25 protein-coding genes are annotated in these 25,864 nt (G+C 31.0%); 16 read left to right on the top strand and 9 right to left on the bottom strand.

Annotated features, from left to right (window positions below):
- The first annotated feature begins 95 nt into the window (after nt 1-95).
- The 3 genes from WAF17_RS06325 (at nt 96) to WAF17_RS06315 (ending at nt 1,515) form a co-directional block, all read left to right on the top strand.
- On the top strand, nt 96-428 hold the full coding sequence (locus WAF17_RS06325; RefSeq protein WP_338767690.1) for a hypothetical protein: 333 nt from the start codon (nt 96-98) through the stop codon (nt 426-428).
- A 22-nt stretch (nt 429-450) separates the two neighbouring features.
- Complete coding sequence (locus tag WAF17_RS06320; RefSeq protein ID WP_338767688.1) at nt 451-795, top strand: hypothetical protein; 345 nt, start codon at nt 451-453, stop codon at nt 793-795.
- A gap of 168 nt (nt 796-963) precedes the next feature.
- A complete protein-coding gene (locus WAF17_RS06315) occupies nt 964-1,515 on the top strand; it encodes an RNA 2'-phosphotransferase (RefSeq protein ID WP_338767686.1) in 552 nt (183 codons plus the stop codon).
- 133 nt (nt 1,516-1,648) lie between these two features.
- Here WAF17_RS06315 and WAF17_RS06310 read toward each other — a convergent pair whose 3' ends face one another.
- Together WAF17_RS06310 and WAF17_RS06305 are read right to left on the bottom strand one after the other, a co-directional pair.
- Nucleotides 1,649-2,683 (bottom strand): hypothetical protein, encoded by a 1,035-nt coding sequence (locus tag WAF17_RS06310; RefSeq protein WP_338767684.1) that lies wholly within the window; start codon nt 2,681-2,683, stop codon nt 1,649-1,651.
- Between the two features lie 200 nt (nt 2,684-2,883).
- Nucleotides 2,884-4,404 (bottom strand): toxin-antitoxin system YwqK family antitoxin, encoded by a 1,521-nt coding sequence (locus tag WAF17_RS06305; protein ID WP_338767682.1) that lies wholly within the window; start codon nt 4,402-4,404, stop codon nt 2,884-2,886.
- A 386-nt stretch (nt 4,405-4,790) separates the two neighbouring features.
- Here WAF17_RS06305 and WAF17_RS06300 point away from each other — a divergent pair, with 386 nt between their 5' ends.
- The 4 genes from WAF17_RS06300 to WAF17_RS06285 all read left to right on the top strand — a co-directional run bounded on the left by WAF17_RS06300 (nt 4,791) and on the right by WAF17_RS06285 (nt 10,064).
- Nucleotides 4,791-6,056 (top strand): pitrilysin family protein, encoded by a 1,266-nt coding sequence (locus WAF17_RS06300; protein WP_338767680.1) that lies wholly within the window; start codon nt 4,791-4,793, stop codon nt 6,054-6,056.
- A gap of 125 nt (nt 6,057-6,181) precedes the next feature.
- Entirely contained in the window at nt 6,182-7,081 is a 900-nt protein-coding gene (dapF, locus tag WAF17_RS06295) for a diaminopimelate epimerase (RefSeq protein WP_338767677.1), read from the top strand.
- A 425-nt stretch (nt 7,082-7,506) separates the two neighbouring features.
- Nucleotides 7,507-9,597, top strand: a complete 2,091-nt coding sequence (locus tag WAF17_RS06290) for an OmpA family protein (protein WP_338767674.1) — start codon at nt 7,507-7,509, stop codon at nt 9,595-9,597.
- Between the two features lie 71 nt (nt 9,598-9,668).
- On the top strand, nt 9,669-10,064 hold the full coding sequence (locus tag WAF17_RS06285; protein WP_338767671.1) for a hypothetical protein: 396 nt from the start codon (nt 9,669-9,671) through the stop codon (nt 10,062-10,064).
- A gap of 57 nt (nt 10,065-10,121) precedes the next feature.
- Here the strand turns inward: WAF17_RS06285 and WAF17_RS06280 are convergent, their stop codons facing one another.
- Nucleotides 10,122-10,895 carry a hypothetical protein gene (locus tag WAF17_RS06280; RefSeq protein ID WP_338767668.1) on the bottom strand — a complete coding sequence of 258 codons (774 nt, stop codon included), beginning with the start codon at nt 10,893-10,895 and terminating at the stop codon, nt 10,122-10,124.
- Between the two features lie 172 nt (nt 10,896-11,067).
- On the opposite strand from WAF17_RS06280, the gene WAF17_RS06275 reads away from it, so the two are divergent.
- Nucleotides 11,068-12,030, top strand: coding sequence for an MBL fold metallo-hydrolase (locus WAF17_RS06275; protein ID WP_338767665.1), 963 nt, complete (start codon nt 11,068-11,070; stop codon nt 12,028-12,030).
- Nucleotides 12,031-12,226: 196 nt separating this feature from the next.
- On the opposite strand, the gene WAF17_RS06270 is transcribed toward WAF17_RS06275, so the two are convergent.
- Nucleotides 12,227-13,657: a hypothetical protein gene (locus tag WAF17_RS06270; protein ID WP_338767662.1), complete on the bottom strand. Its 1,431-nt coding sequence runs from the start codon at nt 13,655-13,657 to the stop codon at nt 12,227-12,229.
- 213 nt (nt 13,658-13,870) lie between these two features.
- Between WAF17_RS06270 and WAF17_RS06265 the strand changes: the two genes are divergently transcribed.
- The 7 genes from WAF17_RS06265 (at nt 13,871) to WAF17_RS06235 (ending at nt 19,238) form a co-directional block, all read left to right on the top strand.
- A complete protein-coding gene (locus WAF17_RS06265) occupies nt 13,871-14,377 on the top strand; it encodes a hypothetical protein (RefSeq protein ID WP_338767659.1) in 507 nt (168 codons plus the stop codon).
- A 217-nt stretch (nt 14,378-14,594) separates the two neighbouring features.
- Nucleotides 14,595-14,984 (top strand): bacillithiol system redox-active protein YtxJ, encoded by a 390-nt coding sequence (ytxJ, locus tag WAF17_RS06260; RefSeq protein ID WP_338767656.1) that lies wholly within the window; start codon nt 14,595-14,597, stop codon nt 14,982-14,984.
- An 85-nt stretch (nt 14,985-15,069) separates the two neighbouring features.
- Nucleotides 15,070-16,209 carry an N-acetyl-alpha-D-glucosaminyl L-malate synthase BshA gene (gene bshA, locus WAF17_RS06255; RefSeq protein ID WP_338767653.1) on the top strand — a complete coding sequence of 380 codons (1,140 nt, stop codon included), beginning with the start codon at nt 15,070-15,072 and terminating at the stop codon, nt 16,207-16,209.
- Between the two features lie 14 nt (nt 16,210-16,223).
- Nucleotides 16,224-16,448: a hypothetical protein gene (locus WAF17_RS06250; RefSeq protein WP_338767651.1), complete on the top strand. Its 225-nt coding sequence runs from the start codon at nt 16,224-16,226 to the stop codon at nt 16,446-16,448.
- 96 nt (nt 16,449-16,544) lie between these two features.
- The gene (locus WAF17_RS06245) at nt 16,545-17,402 is read left to right on the top strand and encodes an Rpn family recombination-promoting nuclease/putative transposase (protein WP_338767649.1); all 858 of its coding nucleotides are present in this window, start codon (nt 16,545-16,547) and stop codon (nt 17,400-17,402) included.
- A gap of 39 nt (nt 17,403-17,441) precedes the next feature.
- Nucleotides 17,442-18,167, top strand: a complete 726-nt coding sequence (locus tag WAF17_RS06240; protein ID WP_338767647.1) for a beta-ketoacyl-ACP reductase — start codon at nt 17,442-17,444, stop codon at nt 18,165-18,167.
- 99 nt (nt 18,168-18,266) lie between these two features.
- Complete coding sequence (locus WAF17_RS06235; protein WP_338767644.1) at nt 18,267-19,238, top strand: DUF302 domain-containing protein; 972 nt, start codon at nt 18,267-18,269, stop codon at nt 19,236-19,238.
- Between the two features lie 216 nt (nt 19,239-19,454).
- On the opposite strand, the gene rbfA is transcribed toward WAF17_RS06235, so the two are convergent.
- The 5 genes from rbfA to WAF17_RS06210 all read right to left on the bottom strand — a co-directional run bounded on the left by rbfA (nt 19,455) and on the right by WAF17_RS06210 (nt 23,889).
- Complete coding sequence (gene rbfA, locus WAF17_RS06230; RefSeq protein WP_338767641.1) at nt 19,455-19,877, bottom strand: 30S ribosome-binding factor RbfA; 423 nt, start codon at nt 19,875-19,877, stop codon at nt 19,455-19,457.
- A gap of 132 nt (nt 19,878-20,009) precedes the next feature.
- Complete coding sequence (locus WAF17_RS06225; RefSeq protein ID WP_338767639.1) at nt 20,010-21,014, bottom strand: DUF2027 domain-containing protein; 1,005 nt, start codon at nt 21,012-21,014, stop codon at nt 20,010-20,012.
- Nucleotides 21,015-21,238: 224 nt separating this feature from the next.
- Complete coding sequence (locus tag WAF17_RS06220; protein ID WP_338767637.1) at nt 21,239-22,465, bottom strand: serine hydrolase domain-containing protein; 1,227 nt, start codon at nt 22,463-22,465, stop codon at nt 21,239-21,241.
- A 67-nt stretch (nt 22,466-22,532) separates the two neighbouring features.
- Nucleotides 22,533-23,348, bottom strand: a complete 816-nt coding sequence (locus WAF17_RS06215) for an AraC family transcriptional regulator (protein ID WP_338767635.1) — start codon at nt 23,346-23,348, stop codon at nt 22,533-22,535.
- Nucleotides 23,341-23,889 carry a hypothetical protein gene (locus WAF17_RS06210; protein WP_338767632.1) on the bottom strand — a complete coding sequence of 183 codons (549 nt, stop codon included), beginning with the start codon at nt 23,887-23,889 and terminating at the stop codon, nt 23,341-23,343. The genes WAF17_RS06215 and WAF17_RS06210 overlap by 8 nt, the downstream gene beginning before the upstream one ends.
- Nucleotides 23,890-24,209: 320 nt before the next feature.
- On the opposite strand from WAF17_RS06210, the gene WAF17_RS06205 reads away from it, so the two are divergent.
- The gene (locus tag WAF17_RS06205) at nt 24,210-25,763 is read left to right on the top strand and encodes a hydroxymethylglutaryl-CoA reductase (protein WP_338767630.1); all 1,554 of its coding nucleotides are present in this window, start codon (nt 24,210-24,212) and stop codon (nt 25,761-25,763) included.
- The last annotated feature ends 101 nt before the right edge of the window (nt 25,764-25,864 follow it).

The raw sequence follows: 25,864 nt of genomic DNA, 5'->3' as shown, positions 1-25,864 counted from the left end.
ACAAAATATTTTGCGTTTTTATACTACAACGGTAGAATAATTTATAAAATTGCTTTATTGTTCATTTATTTGATTTTAGCCTCTATAAAAAAATTATGAAAACCATTTTAGATTTTGAAGACAAACCAAAAGAAAAAGGTAGTTGGAAACCTGTTTTGATTACAAATGGAGTTTTATTTTTTATAGTAGTAACTCTAGTTATTTTATATTTTAGTGCTGATGAATTTACATTTAGCACTCAATTTATAAAACGAGAAGGAATTTTTATTAGTATGTTGATTGCTTCTATTTGTGTAGTTTTTATTAATGTATTAGCAACTTTAGTTTTATTCTTTTCCTCTGATAATCAATGGAAAAAATGTTTGCTAATGGTGTTATCTGGAATAGGTTTATTTGGAATCATTTATCTTTATCTAGCAAATTCATAAGTCATATAATTAAAAAATAACCATGGAAAACGTTTTAGACTTTGAAGACAAACCAAAAGAAAAAGGTAGTTGGAAACCTGTTTTGATTACAAATGGAGTTCTTTTGCTTATTCTCTTCATTTTATGTTATCACTTCTTGTTTTCAGAGTTTGAGATTGCTTCTTATTCAATAAAAGATACATTTTTGAGTATATTTATGATTGCTTGTTTTGGATTGACATTATTAAATATTTTACTGCTATTTATCTCTCTTTTTTTTTCTAAAAAATATTGGAAAAAATGGTTGATAATGGCAGCTTGTGGATTTTTATTATTTGCTTTAATTTTATTGGTATCAGTAATTATGGATTTTAGTAAATTATTATAGCTTTGATTTCAAGAAATAATCATTGTTCACTATTCGAAAAACACGGTACACAATATTGCCGTAAAGTTTTTTTTAAAAATAGCGTAGTAAGAAAAAAAGAACTTTTTTTATCCAAACAAATGTTGAGGAAGAAATAATTTTAATTAAAATCTAAATCAACATAAAAACATGGACGCTAAAAAAGTAAAAAAACGAAGTAAATTTTTCTCTTTACTTCTCCGACATCAACCCGAAACAGTAGGCTTAGAACTAGAAGAAGGAGGTTGGACAGATACGAAAGTTTTCTTAGAAAAAATCAATAACTATAAAAAAGGCGACTTTATTACCTTTCAAGAATTAGAGTATATCGTAGAAAATAACGACAAACAACGCTTTGGTTTTAATGAAGACAAAACTAAAATTAGAGCAAATCAAGGGCATTCTACGAATGTAAAAATGAATTACCAGCCCAAAACTCCTCCCCCAGTTTTATATCACGGAACAGCTATAAAAAATATAGATTCAATTCTGAAAAACGGAATTTTGAAAGGAAATAGGCAGTATGTTCATCTTTCAGCAGATACAGAAACAGCCGAAAAAGTAGGAGCAAGACACGGAAAACCTTATATTTTCAAAATAGAAACCTATAAAATGCAAAAAGCAGGAATAGAGTTTTATCAAGCAGAGAATGGTGTTTGGTTAGTAGATTTTGTTCCAAAAGAATTTTTGAAAGAAAATTAAAACAATTATGATAACATTTCCTGTAAAACCAAAAAAGTATCTTGATTGATTTCAAAATACTTTTTTTGTACAAGGTTGAAGTTTTATCATTATCTCTGTTAGACTCAAATTTCTCAGTATTAATACAATTTTTTTAATTTGCTGTAAAATTTATACTCAAAATGACTTTTTGAGTATAAGATATTCTATGCCCTTGAATCCACTTGCGTTCTCTAAGGAGTAATAGTAGAGTAAAATACAATTCGTCAGAATCTGACATACGATGCAATGGTTTAACCTGAACATCTCCATTTCTCAAAATAGTTAATTCTACTGTGATATTTCCAGCATACTTTGCGTGTTTTGAAAGATTAGATTGCATTCCCTTAAAAAAAGACTTAAAACCTCCCATTGGGTAAGCATCATGACCAACTACAGTAAAAACCTGTTCTTCAATTTCTTCTTCTATAGGTGGTAGTGGTGGTGGAATCTCGCCTCTTAGTTCATGGATAACAGAAATAAGGGAATCTTTTTCTTTTACAGAACTATTTTTAATATCTAAAGCCTTTTTTTGACTGTTCTTTACATAATCAAAATAAGATTGTATAAGCCTTTTCTCTCGTTCACTAGGCTGTTGTACTAATACTGGAGTTATATAGTTGGTTTGATACCATTGATTTGCTTTAAAAGGAAATATTCTGATTTCTCCTTCTGACTCTACTTTAAATTTTCCATCTGTCAGTTCATCGTAAGGTAAGGTGTGATAATAAAATCCATTTTCAGAGTGATGTTTGCTTTTTTCGAAAATGTACCGTTTATCATTATCTAAATAAAGTGTAATTTTGGGACTATCCCCATATCCAACATAGAAAACTTTCAATGTTATAGAATCATTTTTTGTCTTTTTACGACGAGCAATATTAAAATCTTGCTCATAATAACGCTTATAAAAAGGTTTAGAATAGATTTTTAACAGGATAGCATCGTTTTGAAAAGTAAAATCATGATAATTCATAGGCAAAGTATCAAATACATAATCAGGATGACTGATAAATAGAGTATCATCTAAATTTTGAAAGTCATTACTGTCAGAGTAATTATATCCATTGCCTATTTTTACAGATGCCTTACCTTGTAGTTCTAAATTTGATTTTAATGTATCTGTAATATCATAAAATTCAATATCCACATTTTGAATTTGCGAAAAACAAATTGTGGGAAATAGTAAAAAAAGTAGAAGCCACCTTTTCATTTTGTACAAGGTTTTATGTAGGTAATAATTCTTTATAGTAAAGTTAATTTTTAAATTATCATTTCAGTTTTAAATGCTAGTTAAGAGAAGTAAAAAAGCATTTTGAACTTAATCAAAATGCTTTTTTGTTTGTCTTATTATCTTCTTTTGAAAGGAGATTTTTTACGAGTTTTTCCTTTTCGGTATGTTTTTGCAGAAGAAATTTTTCCTCTTCTATGAACTTCTCTTCTAGTTAGTCTTTCATCTTCATTATAATAATACCACTTTCCATTTTTTATATCTTTATAGAAATGTCCTTCTGCCGAAATTTTCTTATTCGGATGATAATAGGTAGCAATTCCCCATTTTTTATCTAGTTTATATTCAATTTCAGAAACTAAATCTCCTTTTGAGCTATATTCTTTCGTGATTCCTTTTTTCTTCCCAAAAGCATATTCTTCTTTGAGATGCGTTTTTCCGTTGGTAAAATAAGTTTCACGTTTGCCATGTAGCTTATCATTCTCATAATTTTCTTCTACTTTTTTCTTTCCATTTTTATAAAAGGATTTCCACTCTCCAGCCTTTTTATCATCAGCATATTCAATCTGCATTTCTTTATTTCCGTTGGCAAAATAATGAGTTTCTTTTCGGTCTTTTTGAGTTTTTCCAAAATCAATTTCTTTTAAAGGGTTACCATTCTGTCTATAAATTTTAGAATAAAGTTGTTGCCCAGAGCGATATTTTACTTCTTGTTTGAGCTTTCCATTATCATAATAAAGAATATTATCGCCATTTAACTGACCATTTTTATACATTGCATCTTGCACCAAAATGCTATCTCTTGTATATCTTCTAAAATAACCATTTTTCTTTCCGTGAATATTAATTGTTTCTAATTCTAATATTCCGTTGTCGTAATAGCTTTTAAAATCTCCACTCATTTCTCCATCTAAATACGTCGTGATTGTACGCAAAACTCCATTTGGATAAAATGTTTTTTCTTCTCCATTAGGTTTATTATTTGTAAGAGTGATTGTTCTTTTTATTTGTCCGTTTTCATAAAACTCTTCTACAAAGCCATTTATTTTATCTAATTCAAAGGGAGTTTTGGCTTTTAGCTTTCCACTTGGATAAAATGTTTTTACAATCCCGTTAAGATGGTCATTTTTATAGTTTGCTTCTTGTACTACAATTTGCTTTTCATTATAAACGGTTGCATTTCCGTTTCTTTTATCGTCCTTACACTCATATTCTGCCATCAAACCACCTTCGTAATAATACTCTTTAAATGTTCCGTCTTTCTTTCCCTCTTTATAAGAGCCTGATAGTTTTTCTTTTCCATTAGGGTAATATTCAATTGCTCTGCCTTGTATTTCGCCCTCTTCGAAGGTTGCAACGGACTTCAATTCGCCTGTTACGTGAAAAAGTTTGTATTCTCCATCTACATTCGTACTATCATCTCCAACAAAGTAATATTGAGCCTTCAAAATTGTATTATCCATATCATAATACGTACGAACTACTTTTCTTCTATTTTGATTTGCAGACTTGAGACGTTCTTTTTCATTTATGTTTTCTACTTGAACAGAAGCCGAAAGCTGCCCAAAGACAACTAGAGGAAGATTGTATAAGATTAGAAGAGCTAAAAAGTAGATTGTCTTATTTATTTTATTTTTCATAGAATGGATTATTATTATTTATATGTTAGGAATAGAAATTAAATAAATTGACACTTTTAATTATATAATCAACTAGTAGTCAGAAGTTTAATTCGTAATTCGTAATCTTTAATTCGTAATTGTTCCTTATCAGTTTTTTCTAGTTACAAAACGCATTAATGAAAAGCTTATTGCAGTCAAATTTACGCCAAAAGAAGATATTTTCTTAAAATAGCTTTCATAATTGTTATTTATTCCAAAAATATACCAAGATAGAACAAACAATCAATGGATTTTGAGATTGGTATAGAAGTTTGAATAAAAAATGGCTATTTTCGCCTATATAAAACCTAATAAAACATTGCCGTTGTTGGTGTCCACACCAATAACATTATTATAAAAACTCTATGCTTGACCGTACAAAAGCTCCTGACTTTCAGCTTATTAAATCACATAAATTGCCAGAAATAAATACTCAAAAACTAAGAAATAGTATTTCATTTCATCAATTGAACACCAAAAATCAGCCTGTTTTGGGTTTTCAGATTGCTTTTGAGGCTGGAAGGTGTCAAGAAAACAAAACAGGAGAAGCTTCTTTTATGGCAAAAATGCTTTTAGAAGGAACAACAACTCACACAGGAAAACAGATTGCAGACAAAATTTCATTTTACGGAGCTTCTATTAATATAGATTCTGGAAATGATTTTACGATTGTTTCTTTCTATACACTAGAAAAGCATTTAGAAAGCCTTTTGCCTTTGCTGAAAGAAATTTTACAAGAGCCTACTTTTCCACAATCAGAATTAGATAATCTAAAAAATCGTTCGGTTCAAAATCTCAAAATACAAGAGGAAAGAACGGCATACCGAGCTACTGTAAAGTTAAAGGAAGTTCTTTTTCAAGAAAATCATCCTTATTCTGCTTCTTCAAGCGAAGAGAGTATTAGAGCTATTCAGAGACAAGATTTAATTAATTTTTATGAGAATAATATAAAATCAAATCCTTTTGAGGCATATTTGGTTGGAGATATTGACGTAGATTCTGAAAAACTAATAACTGATTTTATAAATAGTTTTGAGGTTGATATTACTAAAAAAGATAAGCAATTAATAGAAAATCCAACCAATTCGGTTACCAAAATTTATGAAGAAATAGAGGGAAGCGTACAGACTTCTATTCGTATTGGCAGACTTCTTTTTAATCAAAAACACCAAGATTATGTAGCTTTTAAGGTTATGAATATGATTTTGGGAGGCTATTTTGGTTCAAGATTAATGCAAAATATCAGAGAAGATAAAGGTTATACCTATGGAATTTCGTCAAGAACTGCAGCTATGAAAAATGGTTCGTATTTCGTTATTGGTACAGACGTAAAAAAAGAAATTTACGGAGATGCTGTAAATGAAATTTATAAGGAAATTGAGAGGTTGAAAAATGAACCTGTTTCAGAAGAAGAATTAGAAAATGTGAAAAATTATATGAGTGGAAATTTCTTGGGTTCGCTCTCAACGGCTTTTGCTGTAATGGATAAAGTGCAGGATATTCATTTATATAATCTTGATGAGAGTTTTTACAACGATTACATCACAAAACTAAGAAAAGTAACTGTTGAGCAAGTACAGAAAATGGCGCAGAAGTATTTAATAGATTTGACAGAAGTGTGTATTGGGTAAAACTAATTTAGAGTTTAGAAGTCAGAATTTAGCAGTAAATAAAATTTCTAAATTTATAATTAATTTTACATTTCTAAACTGCTTGCCGTTGTTGGTGTCCCCACCAACGACATAAACATAAAAAAATGAAATTTTATAAATATCAAGGAACAGGAAATGATTTTATTATGATTGATAATCGTGATAATTCTTTTTCCAAAGAGCAAAAAAAAGACAAAGATTTTATCGAAAAACTCTGTCATCGTCGTTTCGGAATTGGTGCTGATGGACTTATTTTAATAGAAAATCCAGAAAAAAGTTCAGAAGGTAAATCACTTGAAGGCGACTTTGTAATGGTTTACTTCAATTCTGACGGAAACACAAGTTCTATGTGTGGAAATGGTGGACGTTGTGCCGTTGCTTTTGCGTATCGTTTGGGCGTTTTTGAAGGAAAAGAAACTACTTTTATGGCTTTTGATGGACTTCATTTTGCAAAAGTAACGAGCGTAGAAAATCAAGAAAAAGAAATCATTACAGAAGTAGAACTCCAAATGGGTGATGTTTCGAAAGTAGAAACAAATCTTCATTCTAATTTTGAGACTAATCAAAGCGCATATTTTTTAGATACAGGTTCGCCTCATTACGTTGGTTTTTTAAATGAAGAAAAAGCAACTACTGATTTAGAAAATTATGATGTTGTAGAAGAAGGAAAAAAGGTAAGGTATAATGAGAGGTTTAAAAAAGAAGGTACAAATGTTAATTTTGTTGCGAGTAATGCAAATAATTCAGAAAAAAATAGCATTTTTGTAAGAACATACGAACGTGGGGTAGAAGACGAAACGCTCTCTTGTGGAACAGGGGTAACAGCGTGTGCAATTGCCTATGCTTTACACAATCCAAATTTGAATGCTAATTTAGTAAACATCCAAACATTAGGAGGAAATCTGAAAGTGCGTTTTGACTATTCCACTCAAAATTCCGAACATAACTTTACAAACATTTTTCTGATAGGAGCTGCAACGGCAGTTTTTGAAGGGGAAATTTAATTTTTTGTTTTAATATATCGCTCGTGGGGATACGAGCAATGGCGAAATTATTATTATAAATAAATAACTTTAGAACTACATTTTGTTGCTAAGTAACAAGGCAAAATTAACTGTATGTATATTTTATTTTAAATTGGTCTGTACCAAAGGTCTGACCAGTTTAAAATACTCATTTAAGAACTCAAAAATACTTATTTTGTCTAAGTCAGACCTTTGGTACAGACTTAAACAAAATTAATTTTACCTATATTTAATTCTGTTCAAGTACTTACAAAATAAAATATTACCGTTGCTTGTGTCCCCACGAGCAACAAAATCAACTATAATAAAATCAAATAAAGAATATAAAATTAAATAAAGTAATGCTATTGAAACGTGTTACATTCGTAATTTTTAATTCGTAATTCGTAATTATTCTTATTACTATGAATCTCAAAAATCAATCTCAAAAAAGTAATTCTATCAAGCTATTTGCAGCTTTGATTTTACTTTTTGCATTTTTTACAGCGTGTTCTTCTGTCTATCAAAAAGCAGATTCTGAATTTAATAGAGCAGCATATAACAAAGCAATTACGCTTTATCAATCTTATCTAGCCAAAAATCCAGCAAAAGCTGCCGAAGTAAATTACAAAATTGCTGAAGCCTATCGCCGTTCGAATCGTTTGCAAATGGCTTTACCTTACTACAAAAAAGTAAAAGAAGCAGGAACAGACAAACTCACAGCAGGAGACCGTGATACGCTTCGTTATTATACAGCAGAAGCATTGAAAGTCAATAAAAAATATACAGAAGCAAAAGCACAGTTTGAAGATTATGCTAAGTTTGGAATCAATCAAAAACTCAAAACACTAGCGCAAAGTGAAATTGATAACTTAGAATCTATCAACGAAATTGCAGAAGCAAATAAATATGTAACTGTTGTTCCTTGCGATGGAATAAATACAGAAAGTTCGGACTTTGCACCTACAAAATGGATGAACAAACTTATTTTTTCATCAGATAGAAGAAAAGAAGATGTTTATGAAGGAACTGGACAAGGTTTTTATGATTTGTATAGCTTCGAAACTGAAAACGATATTTCTGACACAACCAATGCTTGTATAGGAACAGTAAAATTATGGGGAGGAGAAGTTTTTAATAAAGCAGGAACTCATGATGCGTCAGCTACTTTTTCGCCTGATGGAAATACAGTTATTTTTGCTCGTAGTGGAAATGGCGACAAAAAAGGTGAATCTGACAAAGAAGTAAGTCTTTATACGTCTTCTTTGAATAATGGAGTTTGGTCAGAACCGAAAGCACTAACCTATGTAAATAGTAGCTATTGGGACGGAACACCACATATTTCTAAAGACGGACAGACTCTTTATTTTTCTTCTAACCGTGCTTCTAGTAAAGGAGGCTTGGATATTTATACAGCAAGTTTTAACGACAGAGACAAAACGTGGTCGAATGTTCAGCGTTTGGGAGATGATATTAATACAGAAGGAAATGAAATGTTTCCTTATATCGATGAAAAAGGACGTTTCTTTTTTGCCTCTGATGGACACGGTGGTTTGGGTGGTTTAGATATTTTTGTGCAAGAAGAAATGAAAAATCCAGAAGATACAGCTACGATGATTAAAAAGAATCGTAATGTAGGTGCGCCAATAAATAGTGCAGGAGATGATTTTGGACTTACTTTTACAGAAAAAGAAGACAAAGGAGGTTATTTTACTTCAAAGCGTGATAATCCAAACGGAATGGACAGTACAATAACTGAAACCAACGATGATATTTATCGTTTTCATTTGGATTCTTTAGATATTCGTGAAGTGCGTTACGTACTTCGTGGAACAGTTGAGGGAGTTGATAAAGTAGAAAATACTCGTGAATTTCTTTCAGGTGTAGAAATGGATTTGAATTTGGGGAATAATAATATTGTAAAAGTATCGACGGATGATAAAGGAAAATTCTTATTTGATACTTCTCTTGTTATTGGAAAGGTATATGATATTGATGTAAATGCAGCAGGATATTTACCAAAAAATGATAATGCTTTTTCTACGGTTGGTCGTGGTTTGGACAAATCAAAATTAACTCAAATGTTTACTCTTGTCTATTTTGATACAGCCTTTGTCTTGACAAAAGACTTTTTCGAAACAGGTGGAGGAGAAGGAAAAGATATGCTACCTCCAGAAATTGAGATTTTATATGAATTGGATAAATCAAGGCTTACACAAGAGGCAAAAGATAAACTAGATAATTTTGTTGCATTTTTGAAAGAATATTTAGCTATGTACCCAGATGCTAAACTTACAATGGGTTCTCATACTGATTCAAGAGGTTCGAATGGATATAATCAACGCCTTTCTCAACGTCGTGCAAACTCTGCTGTAAATTATATTATTGAAAAAGGAATTTCTAAAACCAAAATAAAAGCAGTAGGTTATGGAGAAAATCGTTTGAAAATACCAAATGCTAAAACAGAAGAAGAACATCAACTCAACCGTCGCACAACGGTGGAAGTAGTTAAGTAATTTTCTTCAAAAAGTTTACTTTGAAAGGCGTTTCTTAATTGAAATGCCTTTTTTTAAATTATAAAATAACTATGAATTTTTTTATAAAAATATTACTGATCATTTTTGTGCTTCAAAGTTGCACAACTTCAAAAACTAGAATAGAAGATGATTTTATTTGTGATGGAGAAGAAGAAGATATAAATTGTTGTCAAGAAAATAGACAATATATTAACTATCTAAATACATTGAACTTTTCAAAATTAATAAAAGAGTATAAATTAAATGGAAAAGTTTATAAGGATTATCTAATAGGCAATGATAAGAATTATACGATTTCGTTTTTTTGTATAAAGAATGAAGCAAATCAAATTTTATATTATCAAAAGAGACCAACATTTTGTGGTTTTTATATAAATACAGAAGAGGGTAAAAAAGTAAAAGAGAATATGCTTGATGGGATTCCCCCTCCTCCATTCGACAACTAAATAATAGATTATTGTAACCTAAAAAGGCATTTCTCAATTGAGATGCCTTTTTTTATTCTATCTTTTTTCTAAAACAGCCAAATATTCCACCAAACGACGCTTTGCAATTGGAAAAATAGAGTTTTCGAAAGAGCAAACAACAGAGCTCTGCATCAAAAAAGTAGCAGGGTTTGGTAAGTTTTTATTATTTCTAATAAGATTTATTTTCAAGTTTTCATAAGTTTCAAACTTACTTTTTAGAAGTGTATCTATATGTTGCAAGTTCAATCCTCTCAAAACTTCCTTCGTTTCGGTTTTCTCAAAAAGTGTGATTTTGTATTTATAAATCTGAATTATAGTATTGAGCTTATTTTGATTTTCATTTAGTCCCAAAAATAAATAGCCTTCTCTAAAGTAAATAGGCGTAATTCCGACAGGAACAATCTCTAAATGCTGATTTATCCAATCATAAATCTGTTTTCCTTCATTTACACTAGCATTGATTTTTGGTAAGGCAAACTCAACCACACTTTCTATTTCTTGCATCATCTCATCATCTTTCAAAATAGAAGTATAAGTTAATTTTAACTTTTCAAAATCTGCTTTAGAAAGTTTTTTAGGAAATTTTTCTGATAAGAGCTGTTTGTTTTCTTTTATTTGAAGTAGATTATTATAATGAAAAAGTAGCTCCGAAAAAGTAGGATATAATTTTACTTCATCAAATTGTTTTTTTGTGTATTGCAAGTATGCTAAAAGCATATATTTTTTATACTCAAAATCAATAAGTCCTTGCGTAATCCAGTCTGGGGAAAGCTGATTTGTTTTGTTATTCGAAGAATTTGGTAAACTCATAAAATAATAATTTGGTTCTTTATCTAAAATAACAAATATCATTCTTACTTCAAAAGATTATTCAAAATATAAATGTAATCTTCAAAGAACTAGATTATTTTTTCTGAACTAAAAGCAAACAAAACTCTGTTAGAAGTAATAATTACCAATTTACTGAATAAACAATAGAAAAATGAAAACTTTACCTACTAATTTTACGATTGAGAAGCTAACAAACAAACATCCTTTTCGGCAATGGTTAGAGTGGCAAATTCCGAATACACATTGGAAAATAAAAGGATATTCTAGGAGTGGCGACAAAACATTTTTTTATATTCCACAACTTGATATTTGCTTAGATGCAGCTTTAGCAGAAGGAAACCAAGGCAAACACGTTTTTGTTACCCATACACACAACGACCATATTGCTGATATTGAATATTTGTCTAGCAAAGAAAACGTAGAGATTTTTGTACCAAAATCATCACTAACTTATGTAGAAAAATATATTTTAGCAAGACGTGAACTCAATCATTCTGCGCCTTATAATCCAGCTCTAAGAGGAAATTGTTTTGTAAAAGGAGTAGAGAAAAACGATATTATTTTCTTTGGAAAACACGATAAATATAAAGTAGAAATAGCAGAATGTTTTCATTCTATTGACTGCGTAGGTTATGCTTTTTCTGAAAAAAAACGTTGTTTGAAAGCTGAATATGAAAAAATAAAGGAAGAGTATTTAGCCAAAAATAAAATGCGAGAGTTTGGAAAATTTTTGGCAGAAAAGAAAAAAACAGAAGAAGTAGAAGAATGGATTTATGAACCCAAATTTGCTTTTTTAGGAGATACAACTGAAAAAGTATTTGCAGAGAATCCTTCTTTATTCAATTATCCAGTCATTTTTACAGAATGTACTTTTCTAACAGAAGAGCATTTTGATTACGCAGCAGAAAGAGGACATAGTCATTGGCAAAATCTAAAGTCAATCATTAAAGCCAATCCAAATACAGTTTTTGTGATGATTCATTTTAGTTTGCGCTATTCTGATGCTGAAATCATTGAGTTTTTTAATCAAGAATTAGAACAAAATGAAATTTTGAATGTCAAAATTTGGGCATCTGAAAGCTCTTTACTTCCTGCACAACATCAAAAAGGATAAAAAAATAGCTGAATTTTGAGAAATTAAAATTCAGCTGTTTTTCATTTTTATAATGAAGTTGTTTAAGAATACTCGTTTTTCCTTAGAACTGGGTTTGCAAACCCAGTTCTAAGGAAAAATAACACAGCCTTTGTTGGTGTTTTAGCGTAGCGACACCAACAAATATATAACCCATTCTTAAACAACTTCAATCAACTTACTTCTCTTCGTATTTCACATTATCAAACTCAACAATCTGAGTTCCACAGGTTATAAGTCCTATTTTTTCAATTTTATAAAAAAGCATTTTTTCCTTCAATACTTTTTTATCATTGACAAAAAACTCTAACTTTTTATTTCCTAATGATTTTATTGATAATCGATGTGTATCGTTTCCTTTGCTAACAAATCCTGTCGGTGCATAGTTTGTCTCATAAGCAACCTTATTATCTTGCCCAACAACCTTAAAGATAGCTTTTCCTGCATTTGTAATCATAAGTTCACCTATTTCTCCATCTCCAGAAATAAATAAAATACCGAAATCTTTTGGCTGCCCTTCTTTCCAAGTAACATCTGCACTAAGCTCCCATTTTTCGTCTTCTCTAACAGTCGGTAAAAAGGCTTCTGTACGATGACAATATTCCTCTTCATTATGATTCATCACAAACTTTCCATTCTTATTTAGAAATGTATAACTGAATTTACTATCAACATCCCAATCTGAAAAAGTAGAAGGTGTAGGATTTTCAAATGATTCTTGTACAATATATTCTCCTGTATCATTATTTTTGATACTAATCTCTTCAAAAGCAATTGTTTGATGGTCGCACAGTCTAAAACCAACATAATTAAACTCAAAAGGAGCTAACCTTCCTTTTCTGACAAATTTATTATCAATATAATATTCATATTGACCTGCATTTACTTCAATGCGCTGCGTATGAGCATTTGATTTATCTGTAAAGACTTTGTAGTTCCAGTTATTGTCTGTGTATTTAGCATTATCTCGTACCGAAACATTTGCCTTTCCTTCCTTACTCAAAGAGAAATTCATGTAATTATCGTTGTCATATATCAAATTGATTCCATACATGGCATACGAACCTATTTTCCAATTACTCTTAGCTATAATTGTATAATTATCTGGAAATTCAATGACTGGACTGCTATTCCAATAACACCATTCGTCAATATTACTTTCATAAATAAGCGCACCATCTTCAATCGTTTTTTTATAATTATAACTTTCCTCATCCACAAAAATACTTGATTCTGTTTCAAAGTCTTCTGTATAAGAAAATAAAACAGGCTTAGGGCGAAAGAAATAATAGGCTACCGAAACGCTAATTAGCCCAAACACAAAAACGATTAAATAGAGTGTGTTTCTTCTTGTTTTTTTTGAAAGTTGTTCTCTTTCATATTTTGCGTACTCTTCTGCTGCAATTTTTTGATAGAGATTTTGTACATCTTCTTTATCCAATGCAGTCATATCTGCTAAGGCTTCCTTAGTAGCATCTCTGACAGATTTGTCATTTTGATGACTTTTGAGTTCTTCATCTTTATCAAAGACTTGTTTTTTGAGTTTTTCTAAAATCTGTTTTTCTAGTTCTTCCTTTTCTCTTCTTTTTTTTTCTGAATTAGTAGCCATAAATAAAATTGATTATGAGTAATTTGGTAAATTTTGGTAAGAACAAAATACTAAATAATTTGCTGTTTTTTTAAGGAGCGTAGAAAAAAAAAAATTATTTTTTTTAAAATGCAGCATTTTCTTCAAAAAAAGGGTCTTGTTTAAAAGTATTTAATGCTTAATTTTGCATCTTAATAAAAATCAAACTCAAAAATCATCAAATAACATTATTATATGAATACTCAATCTATTTTAAAATATAGTATAAAATTTCAATTTGTTTTATTTATCGCTGCTTCACTATTCATTTTTAGTGCTTGTGGAGATGAAGCAGAAGTAAAGCCACAACCAGATTATAAATCACTAATACTAGGTAAATATGCAGGTGAGATTGATTTTGGTAATGATTTAATATTTAGAGATACTGCAACCGTTTCGGCAGGTAGTGTTTCTGATGAAATAATTTTTAGTTACAAACTTACTCCTCCTGACAGTGCTATCAGCCTCAAAATACAATTAAAAGACCTGAATTCTTATGAAGGTATTGAACTAAGGATTCCTGAACAGACAGTAAATGGCAGACAGGTAGCAGGAGTGGCCATAACTGATTCAGATGTACGAGGAAGACAAGGCTTTTTCTTTTATCAAGATGACGAAGATAATTTACTTAATGAAATTACATTTAAAGTTACAGCAGACGGACTAGATTCTTTTCACGATTTTGTAAAAATTGAAGAATAGTTTATTCTGAGAAATGATGAAAAAGGCAAACTGAGTTATCGGTCTGCCTTTTTTTGTGTCAAAAAATAGACTGTAAAAACAGTAATACTACACGCAAAAATTTAAAAAAATAAAAATGAAGGAGCAGAATTAGGTCTTTCCAACAAAATCTCTAAACTTTATAAGCAAAGACACGTTTTGAATACAAATTTTAAATCAATCATTTAATAAAAACTCAATGAATTTAGTTACAAAATTCATTTCCAAACTCTTTAACGAACAAGTAATGAACTGGAATAAACTAGAAACACCCGAAACGCTTCAAGAAATTATCAAAAACTCTGCTACTACTCCTGTACTTATTTTCAAACATAGTACACGCTGTTCGATTAGTACGATGGCTCTTTCTCGTTTCGAACGCCAATGGAATCAAGAAAAAATAGGAAATGTGCAGCCTTATTATCTAGATCTAATTCAACACAGAAATATTTCAAATCAAATTGCACAAGAGTTGAATGTCAATCACGAATCTCCTCAAATTTTATTAGTAGAAAATGGAAAATGTATTTATTCTGCTTCTCATTCTGCTATTTATTTTGATGATTTGGTAGGAAAAGTAAAGGCTTAAAAAAAATAGATAATTATATTTAGGGGAAAGGTACTACAAAACTTAATCAAACTTTTTACTTACTTTTTTATAAAAAACAACGTTAATGAAAATTGGAATTGTCTGTTATCCAACTTATGGTGGAAGTGGCGTAGTAGCTACCGAACTCGGAAAAGCACTTGCAGAAGCAGGGCATCAAGTTCATTTTATCACTTACGACCAACCTTCACGTCTTGCCCTTTTGAGTGGCAATATTTTTTATCATAAAGTGGACATCCGTACCTATCCACTTTTCAAATATCCTCCCTACGAACTTGCCCTTGCCAGTAAGATGGTAAATGTAGTCAAATGTGAAAAGCTTGACCTTCTGCATGTTCATTATGCCATTCCTCATGCTTCGTCAGCATACATGGCAAAGCAAATTTTGAAAACAGAAGGCATACAAATTCCTGTTGTTACGACTCTTCACGGAACAGACATTACGCTTGTTGGAAAAGACCCAAGCTATGCGCCAGTAGTTACATTTAGTATCAACGAATCGGATGGTGTTACGGCTGTTTCGGATAGTCTGCGTCAGCAAACTTATGATACTTTTGGAGTGAAAAGTGAAATTGATGTAATTCCAAACTTTATTGATTTGGAGCGTTTTAAGAAGCAACAAAAAGACCATTTCAAAAAGGCTATTTGTCCGAATGGAGAAAAATTAGTGGTTCATACATCTAATTTCAGAAAAGTAAAACGTATAGATGATGTTATTAAAGTCTTTGCTAAAGTCAGAAAACAAATTGAAGCCAAATTATTGCTCGTCGGAGAAGGACCTGAAAGACGACCGATGGAAGACCTTGTAAAAGAATTAGATTTGTCTGCTGATGTTCGTTTCTTAGGAGAAATTGATGTAATTGAGGAAGTTTTGTCAGTGGCAGATTTGTTTGTAATGCCTTCCGAAACGGAGAGTTTTGGTTTGGCTGCTTTGGAAGCAATGGCGTGTCAAGTGCCTGTGATTTCTAGTAATGCTGGTGGACTTGTAGAATTAAATATACAGGGAGTAAGTGGCTTTATGAGTGATGTAGGTGATGTGAATGATATGGCAAAAAATGCTTTAATTATCTTAGATGATGAAAATTTGCCAACTTTTAAAGAAAATGCACTCAAACGAGCAAAAGAATTTGAACTTTCGAATATTTTGCCTTTGTATGAAGAAGTTTATCATAAAGCTGTGGATAAAGTAAAGACTTTGGCTGTTTAAACAAATGTTTTTTTATGGAAGAGGTTTTGGACAGAGATATTAAAAAGAAAAAACTAAATGGTTGGATTCCTGTCTTGATAACCAATTTTATTATAGTTTTGCTTAGTCTATCTATTGTTATTTTTGACAATGAAGCATTTTTTATTATAGTAGTTATAGGAGGCTTTTTATTAGTTTTGCTTAATGCTTTGATGACAATTATTTTATTTTTTCTATCTTCATCTAATTGGAAAAAGTGAGCTATTGTCTTAGCAATTGTTCTATTTTCAATTTTAATGTTGTTCTCCTACTTCCTTTTTATATTTGATGATATTGATTTTAATAAATAGATAATCATGACAGAAAAATACATCAACCTTTTTACAGATTTTGGTTTTAAAAAGATATTTGGAGAAGAACCCAATAAAGATTTATTGATAAGTTTTTTGAATGAGCTTTTGCGAGATAGAGAAGAAATAATTGACCTAACCTATCTCAATACAGAGCATTTAGGGAAAAGCGACCGAGACAGAAAAGCAATTTATGATTTATATTGTACCAATCAAGAGGGTGAGAAATTTATCATAGAAGTACAGCGAGTAAAACAGCAGTTTTTCAAGGATAGAAGTCTCTATTATTCTACTTTTGCTATTCAAGAACAGGCTCTTAAAGGCAAAGATTGGAAGTACGAACTCTACAATGTTTATACTATCGGAATTTTAGATTTTGTTTTTGATGATTCAAATTCTAATCAATTTCATCATAATGTAAAACTTGTTGAAACAAATTCTAATAAAGTATTTTATGATAAACTGACTTTTGTGTTTTTAGAAATACCTAAATTTGATAAGAAACTAGAAGAGTTAGAAAACGACTACGAAAAATGGTTATTTGCTTTTAAAAATCTACATAAATTAGCTGATAGACCTGACAACTTACAAGAAGGTGTTTTTAGAAGACTTTTAGAGGTTGCCGAAGTGGCAAAATATGATAAAGAAGACCAATTTGTCTATCAAGAGAGTTTGAAAGAATATTGGGATTTAAAAAGTTCCATGGATACTTATTTTATGGAAGGAATGGAAGAGGGGGCAGAAAAGCAGGCTATTAAAACAGCGATAGCAGGCATTAAGGATGGCTTTAACAATTCATTGTTAATGAAACTGACAGATTTATCAGAAGAGCAAATAAATATGCTAAGAAAATCTAAAAAATAAATCCATTTCAAAATAATAACTTACATAAATTAAAAAAACATGTTTTCATTAAAAGACAAAGTTGCCATTATCACAGGAGGAGCAAAAGGAATTGGAAAAGCAGTAGCCGAAACATTCCATAAATCAGGTGCAAAAATAATTATTTGGGATTTAGATAATGAAGGACAAGATGTAGCTGATAGTTTGAATGGAAAGTTCTATAAGGTCAATACGGCTGACAGAAAAGATTTAGAAGAAGCTACAAAAAATGTAATTTCTGATTTTGGAAGAATAGATATTTTGATAAATAATGCAGGAATACTTAGAGATTCTTCTTTCCTAAAAATGACTGATGATTTTTGGGATAGTGTTATTGATGTCAATCTTACAGGCGTTTATAACTGTGCAAAAGCAGTTGTTCCACACATGAAGGCACAAAAACAGGGAAGAATAATAAACGCTTCTTCTATTGCTGGTGTCTATGGAAATTTTGGACAAACAAATTATTCGGCTGCAAAAGCTGGTGTTATCGGTTTTACGAAAGCTCTTGCTAGAGAAGTAGGAAAAGATGGAGTTACAGTCAATGCCATTGCCCCTGGTTATATTCAAACAGACATGACAGCCTCTATTCCACAAGAATTTCAAGAAAAAATAATTGCTTCCATTCCTGTACGTCGTGCAGGAAAACCAAAAGACATAGCTGCTGCATATTTGTATTTGGCATCAGAAGAAGCTAGTTTTGTTAATGGTTCTGTGTTACAGGTTGATGGTGGGGGAGTTCTTTAATCAGTTACCAGTTATTTAGTTGCCAGTAATCAGTTAATTTCATTTATTTACTTCATTGCCAGTTGTATTTAAAAACCTTCCAATCAAAAAAACAATTTTATGAAAACTATTTTTAGTTATTTTATGCCTCTATGTGCTTCTTCTATTTTACTTTTTTCATCTTGTGGAGATAAGAAAGTAGGAACAGAAAGCTCTTCAACAGACACACTTTCAACTACTGACACTACAATTATAATGATTGATGAAGATAATGTAGCAGAAATTCAAATGCCATTTGTTCAAAAAAAACATTCCAAATCTGTTGATGAAGTTTATACTTCTATCAAATCAGTTATTGAAGCAAATGAGAATCTCAAAATTATTGCAGAAGTAAATCATTCGGAAGCAGCAAAGGGTGTTGAGATAGAGATTCCTCAAAGCCGTTTGATTGTTTTTGGAAACCCAAAAGTAGGAACACAGCTTATGCAAAAAAATCAAGCCGTTGGAATAGATTTGCCTATGAAAATGCTTGTTTATGATGATAATGGAATGACAAAAGTAGTTTATAATAATGCATCTGTTTTGATGAATCGTTATGAAATTATGCTTCCAGAATTAGAGGAGAAAATGAATGGACTTTTGGATAAAATCAGTTATTCAGATATAGAAGAAACAAAGTTACAAGATCTAAAACTAGAAAGTATTCTATCTAATTTACAAACAAAAGAAAGCACACTTTCAGTAGATGAAGCAAGTGAGAAATTGGAAAAGTTATTAAAAGAAAAAGGCTTCGATGTTTTTACAAAGATAGAACATGATAAGGCAGCACAAAATGCAGATTTGGAGCTCCGCCCTACTCGTCTGTTTGTTTTTGGAAAGCCACAAGTGGGAAGTCAGCTAATGAAACTCAATTCTACAATCGGATTAGATTTGCCTATGAAAATGCTTATTTGGGAAGATGAAAATGGCAAAACACAAGTAAGTTATTTTAAAGGTTCATTTTTAGCAAATCGTCATTCCATTGAAAATGAAGAGCTTACTAACAAAATTGATGGTGTTTTGAATATGCTAAGTGATGCAGTTTTGAAGTAAAGTATAGAAGTTGTTTAAGAATAGGTTTTGTACGTTTATTTGTTGGTGTCGCTACACTAAAACACCAACAAAGGCTGGGTTATTTTTCCATAAAATTGGGTTTGTTAAGCCCAATTTTATGGAAAAATTTACATTCTTAAATAACTTTATAAAATACTCTAGCAAATGAAATGAAAAACACCATATAAAATATTTGATATGGTGTTTTTTTTGATTCTAAAAATCATCGGCATTTAATCTTCCTTCATCCTTATAATCATCATAGTTTTCGTCTCCTTCTTCTGGAGCAGGTGGAATATCCAAGCTATCGATGAGTTGTTCTATCTCGGCAGCTTCTTCTTCGGTATTGTCTATAAAATACTCTAGTTCTGGAACTTTTCGGAATTGATGTCTGACACGCTTTCCTAATTCGCTACGAATCATACTACTTTTTTTCTCAATTTCTTCCATTACAGCATATTGTTTTACTGGAGGAAAAACGCTTACATAAATCCTACAAAGTCCTAAATCGGGTGCAGATTTTACAGAAGTAATCGTAACTAAGGAATCTTTACCTATGCTATTGATTTGAAAAATTTCGCCTATATCTTTCTGAATAATTTTTGAAACCTGTTTTTGTCGTTGGCTCTCGTTGTGCATATTGCTATTTTTTCGTTATGTTTTTTGATTGATTTACCTAAAAGTAACTGATTAATGTATCAAAAAGTTCGTTTTTATTCCTAACCATCAACGAGACTTTGCCGTCGTTGAGGTCTATGAAATTTAAAAAGGTTATTTAAAAACTGCTTTTGTAGCTCCATAACCAAACTTATCTTTGTAAGCATCTTGATAATACTTTACATGAGGATGCTGACTAAGCCTTCTATGAATTTCGTGTCGAAGCTTTCCAATTCCTATTCCATGAATAAAAATAATTGATTCCATATTGGCAGCCAATGCTTTATCCAAATAAATCTCAAAATGCTCTAGTTGCATCGTAATAATTGCCTCATTTGTCATCACATCATAATGGTCTGGTGACAGTTCTTCAATATGCAAATCAATTTCAGAAGGAGGAGCTTCTGTTTTGTATGGCGAAACTTTTGAGCTATTTTCAATAATTCGCTCTCTAAGGCTTCCTACATCAATAACTTGTGGTTTTTCAACTGGTAAACCTGGCTGAATTTCTCTTCCCTCTACTCTAAAAAGATATGATTCTCTTTCCAAAACGGGTGCCGTTCTTTTGATTCTGAAAAAGGTATTATTAAAACCCATTTGGAAGAATAGCGTTTGTTTAGGTTCAAAATTTCCTTCTTTGAAAAAGATAGCTCTAATAATAAGAGGTTTCCAATCATTAAATTCTTCTCTACTTAATCTGTGAACCCTTGGTGCATTATTTTTGTCTATTTGCTCTGAAAATAAATGCTTTTCATGACCATTTTCTAGCTGTTCACTTACCGTAACTAACATAGAATAAGAAAAATTATTAATCAAATAAACGTTCAATAATTTATCATTAAAATCTGTAAAGGCAAGATAAATTCCTTCTCCAACAGTAGATTTTTTGACTTTTTTGGTAGGTGGAAGCAATGGTTTTTTTTCTTCTACTTCTACGATAGGCGATTTTTTACCAAAATATTTTTCTTCTTGTTTGTTTATCAAAACCACTTCAGCAGCCATAACAGGAATAGAAAAACCATCTTCAATTTCTATTTCTACTTGTCCATGTTGCAAAATTTTTGTGATTACGCCTTCTTCTGTTCCTGAAAGCATACGTACTCTATCGCCTATTTTCATTTTTTATTGATTCTATATTGAATTATCATGTTATTTTCTTGTAAAAATACGCTTTTTGAGTTTGGTAAGCAAGAAAAGTAATTTTATGGAAAATAACATATTAAATCAAGTTGTGCAGAAAAGGCTTCTTAGTCTGTTTCGAAAGTAGAAATAGATTTTTTCATATAAAAAAACACGTATTTTAGATTAGCAGGTCTGAAATACATGTCTTTTATGATTTGAGTTTAGTTTGCAGCCTCAAAGGATTTGTAAGCATTTACAATTTCAGATAATACTTCAAGAGATAACTCTCCAGACTCTTCTACATTCGAATTTATCAAAACTATTGAACCAGATTGAGTCGTTGCATCAAAACCAAAAAAAGCAGTTGTTCCAATATCGCCTCCTGTATGACCAATACGACCATTTTTAGACCATAACCAAAAGACACCATAATTATCTTCTTTGTCAGGTATTCCATTTGGTCTTATTTCTAATTTTTTATCAAATAATAGCTGGTATGATTCTTTTGAGAGTAATAATGAAGATTGCCCTATTTTTGCTTTTATCATTTCTTGCATAAAAACCGTCATATCTTCAATCGAAGTAAGTAAAGCACCATCTGGATAAGTTGCCATTGTGTAAGCAGGAAGAGGAGTTTCTGCATCAAAAAACTGTGTAGAAACTAACTCAGCATTTAATTCTGACTTTCTCCAAGCTGTATGACTCATTTGCAAAGGCTCAAAAATAACTTGTTTTGAATAGATATCAAAAGGAGTTTTTGTAACAATTTCGATGAGGTAAGCAGCTAAAGCAGAACCAATATTACTATAAGAATACTCTGTACCAGTAGGTGCATTTACGAAATTGGAAGAGTTATAAAGATTTCCTGCTGTGGATAAATAGGATTTCATAAAATCCTCAAGAGACAGCATGTTTCCATTTGCTTGTATTCCTAATTCATTTATCATTCTTTGCGCTCCTTTTGTAGAAGTAGTTTCGCCTTCCAAAATACTATAATTTTGAAAATACACAGCCTCATCATCTTTTATTCCAGAAGTATGAGTAATTAAATGTTTGATGAGAATAGGCTGAGTCGAATTGGGATTATTTACCTCAAAAGGCAATATAGAATTGATAGGAGTTTCTAAGGTAAAATATCCGTCTTCAATGGCTTTAACAAGTGAAACCCCAATAAATACTTTACTAATAGAAGCAATATTCATCGACATTTCATTGGTTAAATCAATATTTTTTTCAATATTGGCTTTACCATAACTTTTCTGAAAAGCTACTTCACCGTTTTTTATAACAGCTACTGAAAAGCCACCAAAATTAGATTTTTCATAGCTTTTTTGAAGAGAAGCATCTAGTTCTTCAGCAGTGTTGATTTGAGGAAGAACTTCTTTTGAACAGCTTAAAATTAGAAGTGATAAAGTAATTAATAATAAAGTTTTAAGATAAGTTTGCATAAGTTAATGGTGTTGTAGTGAGAAAATCTAAAAAATAATTTCCTCAAAGGTAAAACACCTCTTTGTCTTAATCTTGTAAAATATTGAAACTCTGCTGATAGTTTCTGGGTGTAACTCCTACATAGTTTTTGAAGTAATTAGCAAAATTACTTTGGTCATAAAATCCAGCATCTAAAGCTGTTTCTGTAATGGAGTTTCCCTCTTGAAGTAATTGTTTGGTAAGTGATATTCTACTCAAAAGAATGTATTGAAATGGTGTAAGCCCAACCTGCTTTTTGAAAGCTCTAATAAATTGAAATTTATCTAGCTTTGTCTGATTTGCTAAAGTCTCTAAACTTATTTTTTGAGCTAAATTAGTCTTCAAATACTGTTTCGTGTTCTCTAGCCAAGTAGGTTCAGTTGTGTTAGAAGTATTTTTTTTGTTGGACTTAAACTGTCCAATTTTTTCAATAAATTTTATAAAATTTGTTTCAAAATCACTATCAAAACTATTCTTAGAATCTATAATCTGATTAGATAATTGATTGAATTTGTCAAAAAGAAAGTTGTTTGTAATTAAGTTTTGCAATAAAAAGTCATTATTCACTTTATTTTTTCCTAATGCAAACTTAAAAATATCTTTACTGATGTATAAAGTTTTGATAGAATAGTCTAGGTTTTGGAAAGCACTATTTTTATGAATCTCTAAAGGATTAGAAATAAGCAAAGAGTTTTGTAATGCTGTTTTACTATTTTCTATAAAAGCCCCCTTTTCGATTACAGAAACACAAAATGTTTCGTGATAATGTAATGGAAAGCTTTTGTTAGAATTAGATGCAGAAAACAACTCTAGACTATCTAAACGTTGTAATTTGATTCGTTGAATAGTTGATTTTTTATTCATAAACTCTATCAATAACTTGCATATTTTGAGGCATACGAGGCTCTATTTTGTATAAATTTTCTTGCAGTCCTTTAAAAAAAGCTTTTTCAAAATATCCCACTAAATAAATAGCAGCAAGTGGCATTCCTTTAAAATAATACTTTCCTCTCCAGCGCAAATTACAACCTCTCTTTGTAGGTGTAATTTCTACAATGGCACGTCCTTTTAATGGGTGTTCTGCAACGGGTTCATAAACAAAGTATTTTCCATAACTAGCTTCTGTAATGTAATAATGATGAACTTTGGCAAAAAGAGGCGTTTTATAAACTGCCATTACTTTATTTCCTGCTTCTATTCCTGTTGTTTCTAGTTCTTCTAAGTGCTGAATCCAAAGCTCACTTTCTTTTGAGTTTCGGAAGGCTTCTTCTATGTATGTCCAAAGTACGGTAGGCGAAAAATTGGTCTTGAATGTATAATCAAAACTAATTTCTTTTGGCTTTTTCCACCAATACGAAATACCTGCTGCTAGTGCAGCTCCAAGTAAAAGGGTTCTTTTTTTCATAAATCTATCTATATAAATAGCACTCACTTTAGTAATTATCGGTATTTTAGATGTAACAATACAAACAAACGGATAGCTTATTCTCAAAATTACCATTTATTTATCAAAATAAAATAATAAATAATTGTTACATAAAATAGAATTTTTTTTGATTTTGTTTTCAAACGATAGAATTATTCGTTTTTTGAAGAAAATCCAAATAATTTGCTTATTCATTGACAAATAAGTTGTATTATCAATGGTTTTTTACAATATTAGCTTAACTTTTAAGAAAATATCTAACTAAATTAAATTTTTAACACAAACCTACTGCAAAACTTATGCAAATACCTAGCTTAATACTCAAACAACTTTATTCAAGAGGAAGTTTGAAAAATACTGACAAAGGCGTACAATTTACTATCAAGAATCGTTTGAGTGATGCCAAATTAAGTGAACTTGTTAGCGTTGAAATAAATGGTAAAGAAGTTCCGATAAGTGATATTCAAATTGATTTGGGAGATGGAAAAATGATTGCACCTGCTTCAATGGACTCTAACAGCCCTATTGATTTTCCTCTTAGTCAAAGTTTCAATGTACTAGCTAACATTGATAAATTACCAGAAGCAAAACACGATATTCAGATTTCATTTGTAGCTAATCCATTTGGAAAGCTCAAGTTTAAGGTACAAGATGCTATTTCAGGTTTTGAAGAATCAGAGGTCAAAATTCCTAGAGATAAAAATGATGATTATGCAGAAAGTGCCATCAAAACTAGACAAGAATTTGTAGAAAAAGTTACTGGTAAAAAATTAGACCACGTAACAAAATATTCTTTTGACCCACATATTGCAGCAGGTAATTGTGAACACTTTGTCGGTGTAGCACAAATTCCAATCGGTATTGCAGGACCTGTTACAGTAGATGGAGAATATGCAAAAGGAGATTTCTTAGTTCCGATGGCAACAGCAGAAGGAACATTGGTAGCTTCTTATAACCGTGGTATGAAAGTGCTTAACCTTAGTGGTGGCGTAAAATGTACTGTGATTGGAGATGCTATGCAACGTGCGCCTGTCTTTGTATTTAAAGATGCTCGTGGTGCTAGAGATTTTGTAGCGTGGACAAAGAAAAAAGAAAATTACGACAAAATAATGGAAGAAGCAGAAGCAACTTCAAGTGTTGCCAAGCTTAGTGATATTGATTGTTATCTATCAAATAAGTTTGCTTATCTACGTTTTAATTATAAAACTGGAGATGCAGCAGGTCAGAATATGGTTGGACGTGCTACTTTTGCAGCCTGTAGCTGGATTTTGGATAACTATGATGAAAATAAATTAGAGCATTTTTATTTAGAATCTAATTTTGCGACTGATAAGAAAGCATCTCAAATCAACGTTATGCGTACTCGTGGTAAGCGTGTTGTTGCAGAATGTACGATTCCTAGAGATGTACTTATTCAAAATATGCGTGTAGAGCCAGAGTCATTAGCTTATCACGGACAGGTAGCTACTATTGGTGCATTCCTTTCAGGTGCAAATAACAACGGAGCACACTCTGCCAATGGTATTACAGCTATGTTTATTGCTACTGGTCAAGATGTAGCCAACGTTTCAGAATCTTCGGCTGGTATTCTTTATTCAGAGCTTACTCCTGAAAAAGACCTTTATATTTCAATTACTATTCCTTCTCTAATTATTGCTACTTATGGTGGTGGTGTTGGTTTGGCTACTCAAAAAGAGTGTTTAGAAATGATGGATTGTTTTGGTAGAGATAGAGTAAACAAACTGGCTGAAATTATCGCTGCTGTTGTACTTGCTGGTGAGATTTCTCTTGGTTCAGCTATTTCTTCTTCTGACTGGGTTTCTAGTCATGAGCAGTATGGTAGAAATAGATAATTAAATTTAGAAGTAAATGCAACTACATTTCTTTGAAAACTTAATTCTAAATCACAAAAAAACCTAAGTTGAAAAACTTAGGTTTTTTTATAGTCAATACT

This window comes from Bernardetia sp. ABR2-2B (assembly GCF_037126435.1).
Classification (GTDB): Bacteria; Bacteroidota; Bacteroidia; order Cytophagales; family Bernardetiaceae; genus Bernardetia.
The sequence above is the reverse complement of the archived record's forward strand: the minus strand, read 5'-3'. Positions and strand labels throughout refer to the sequence as shown.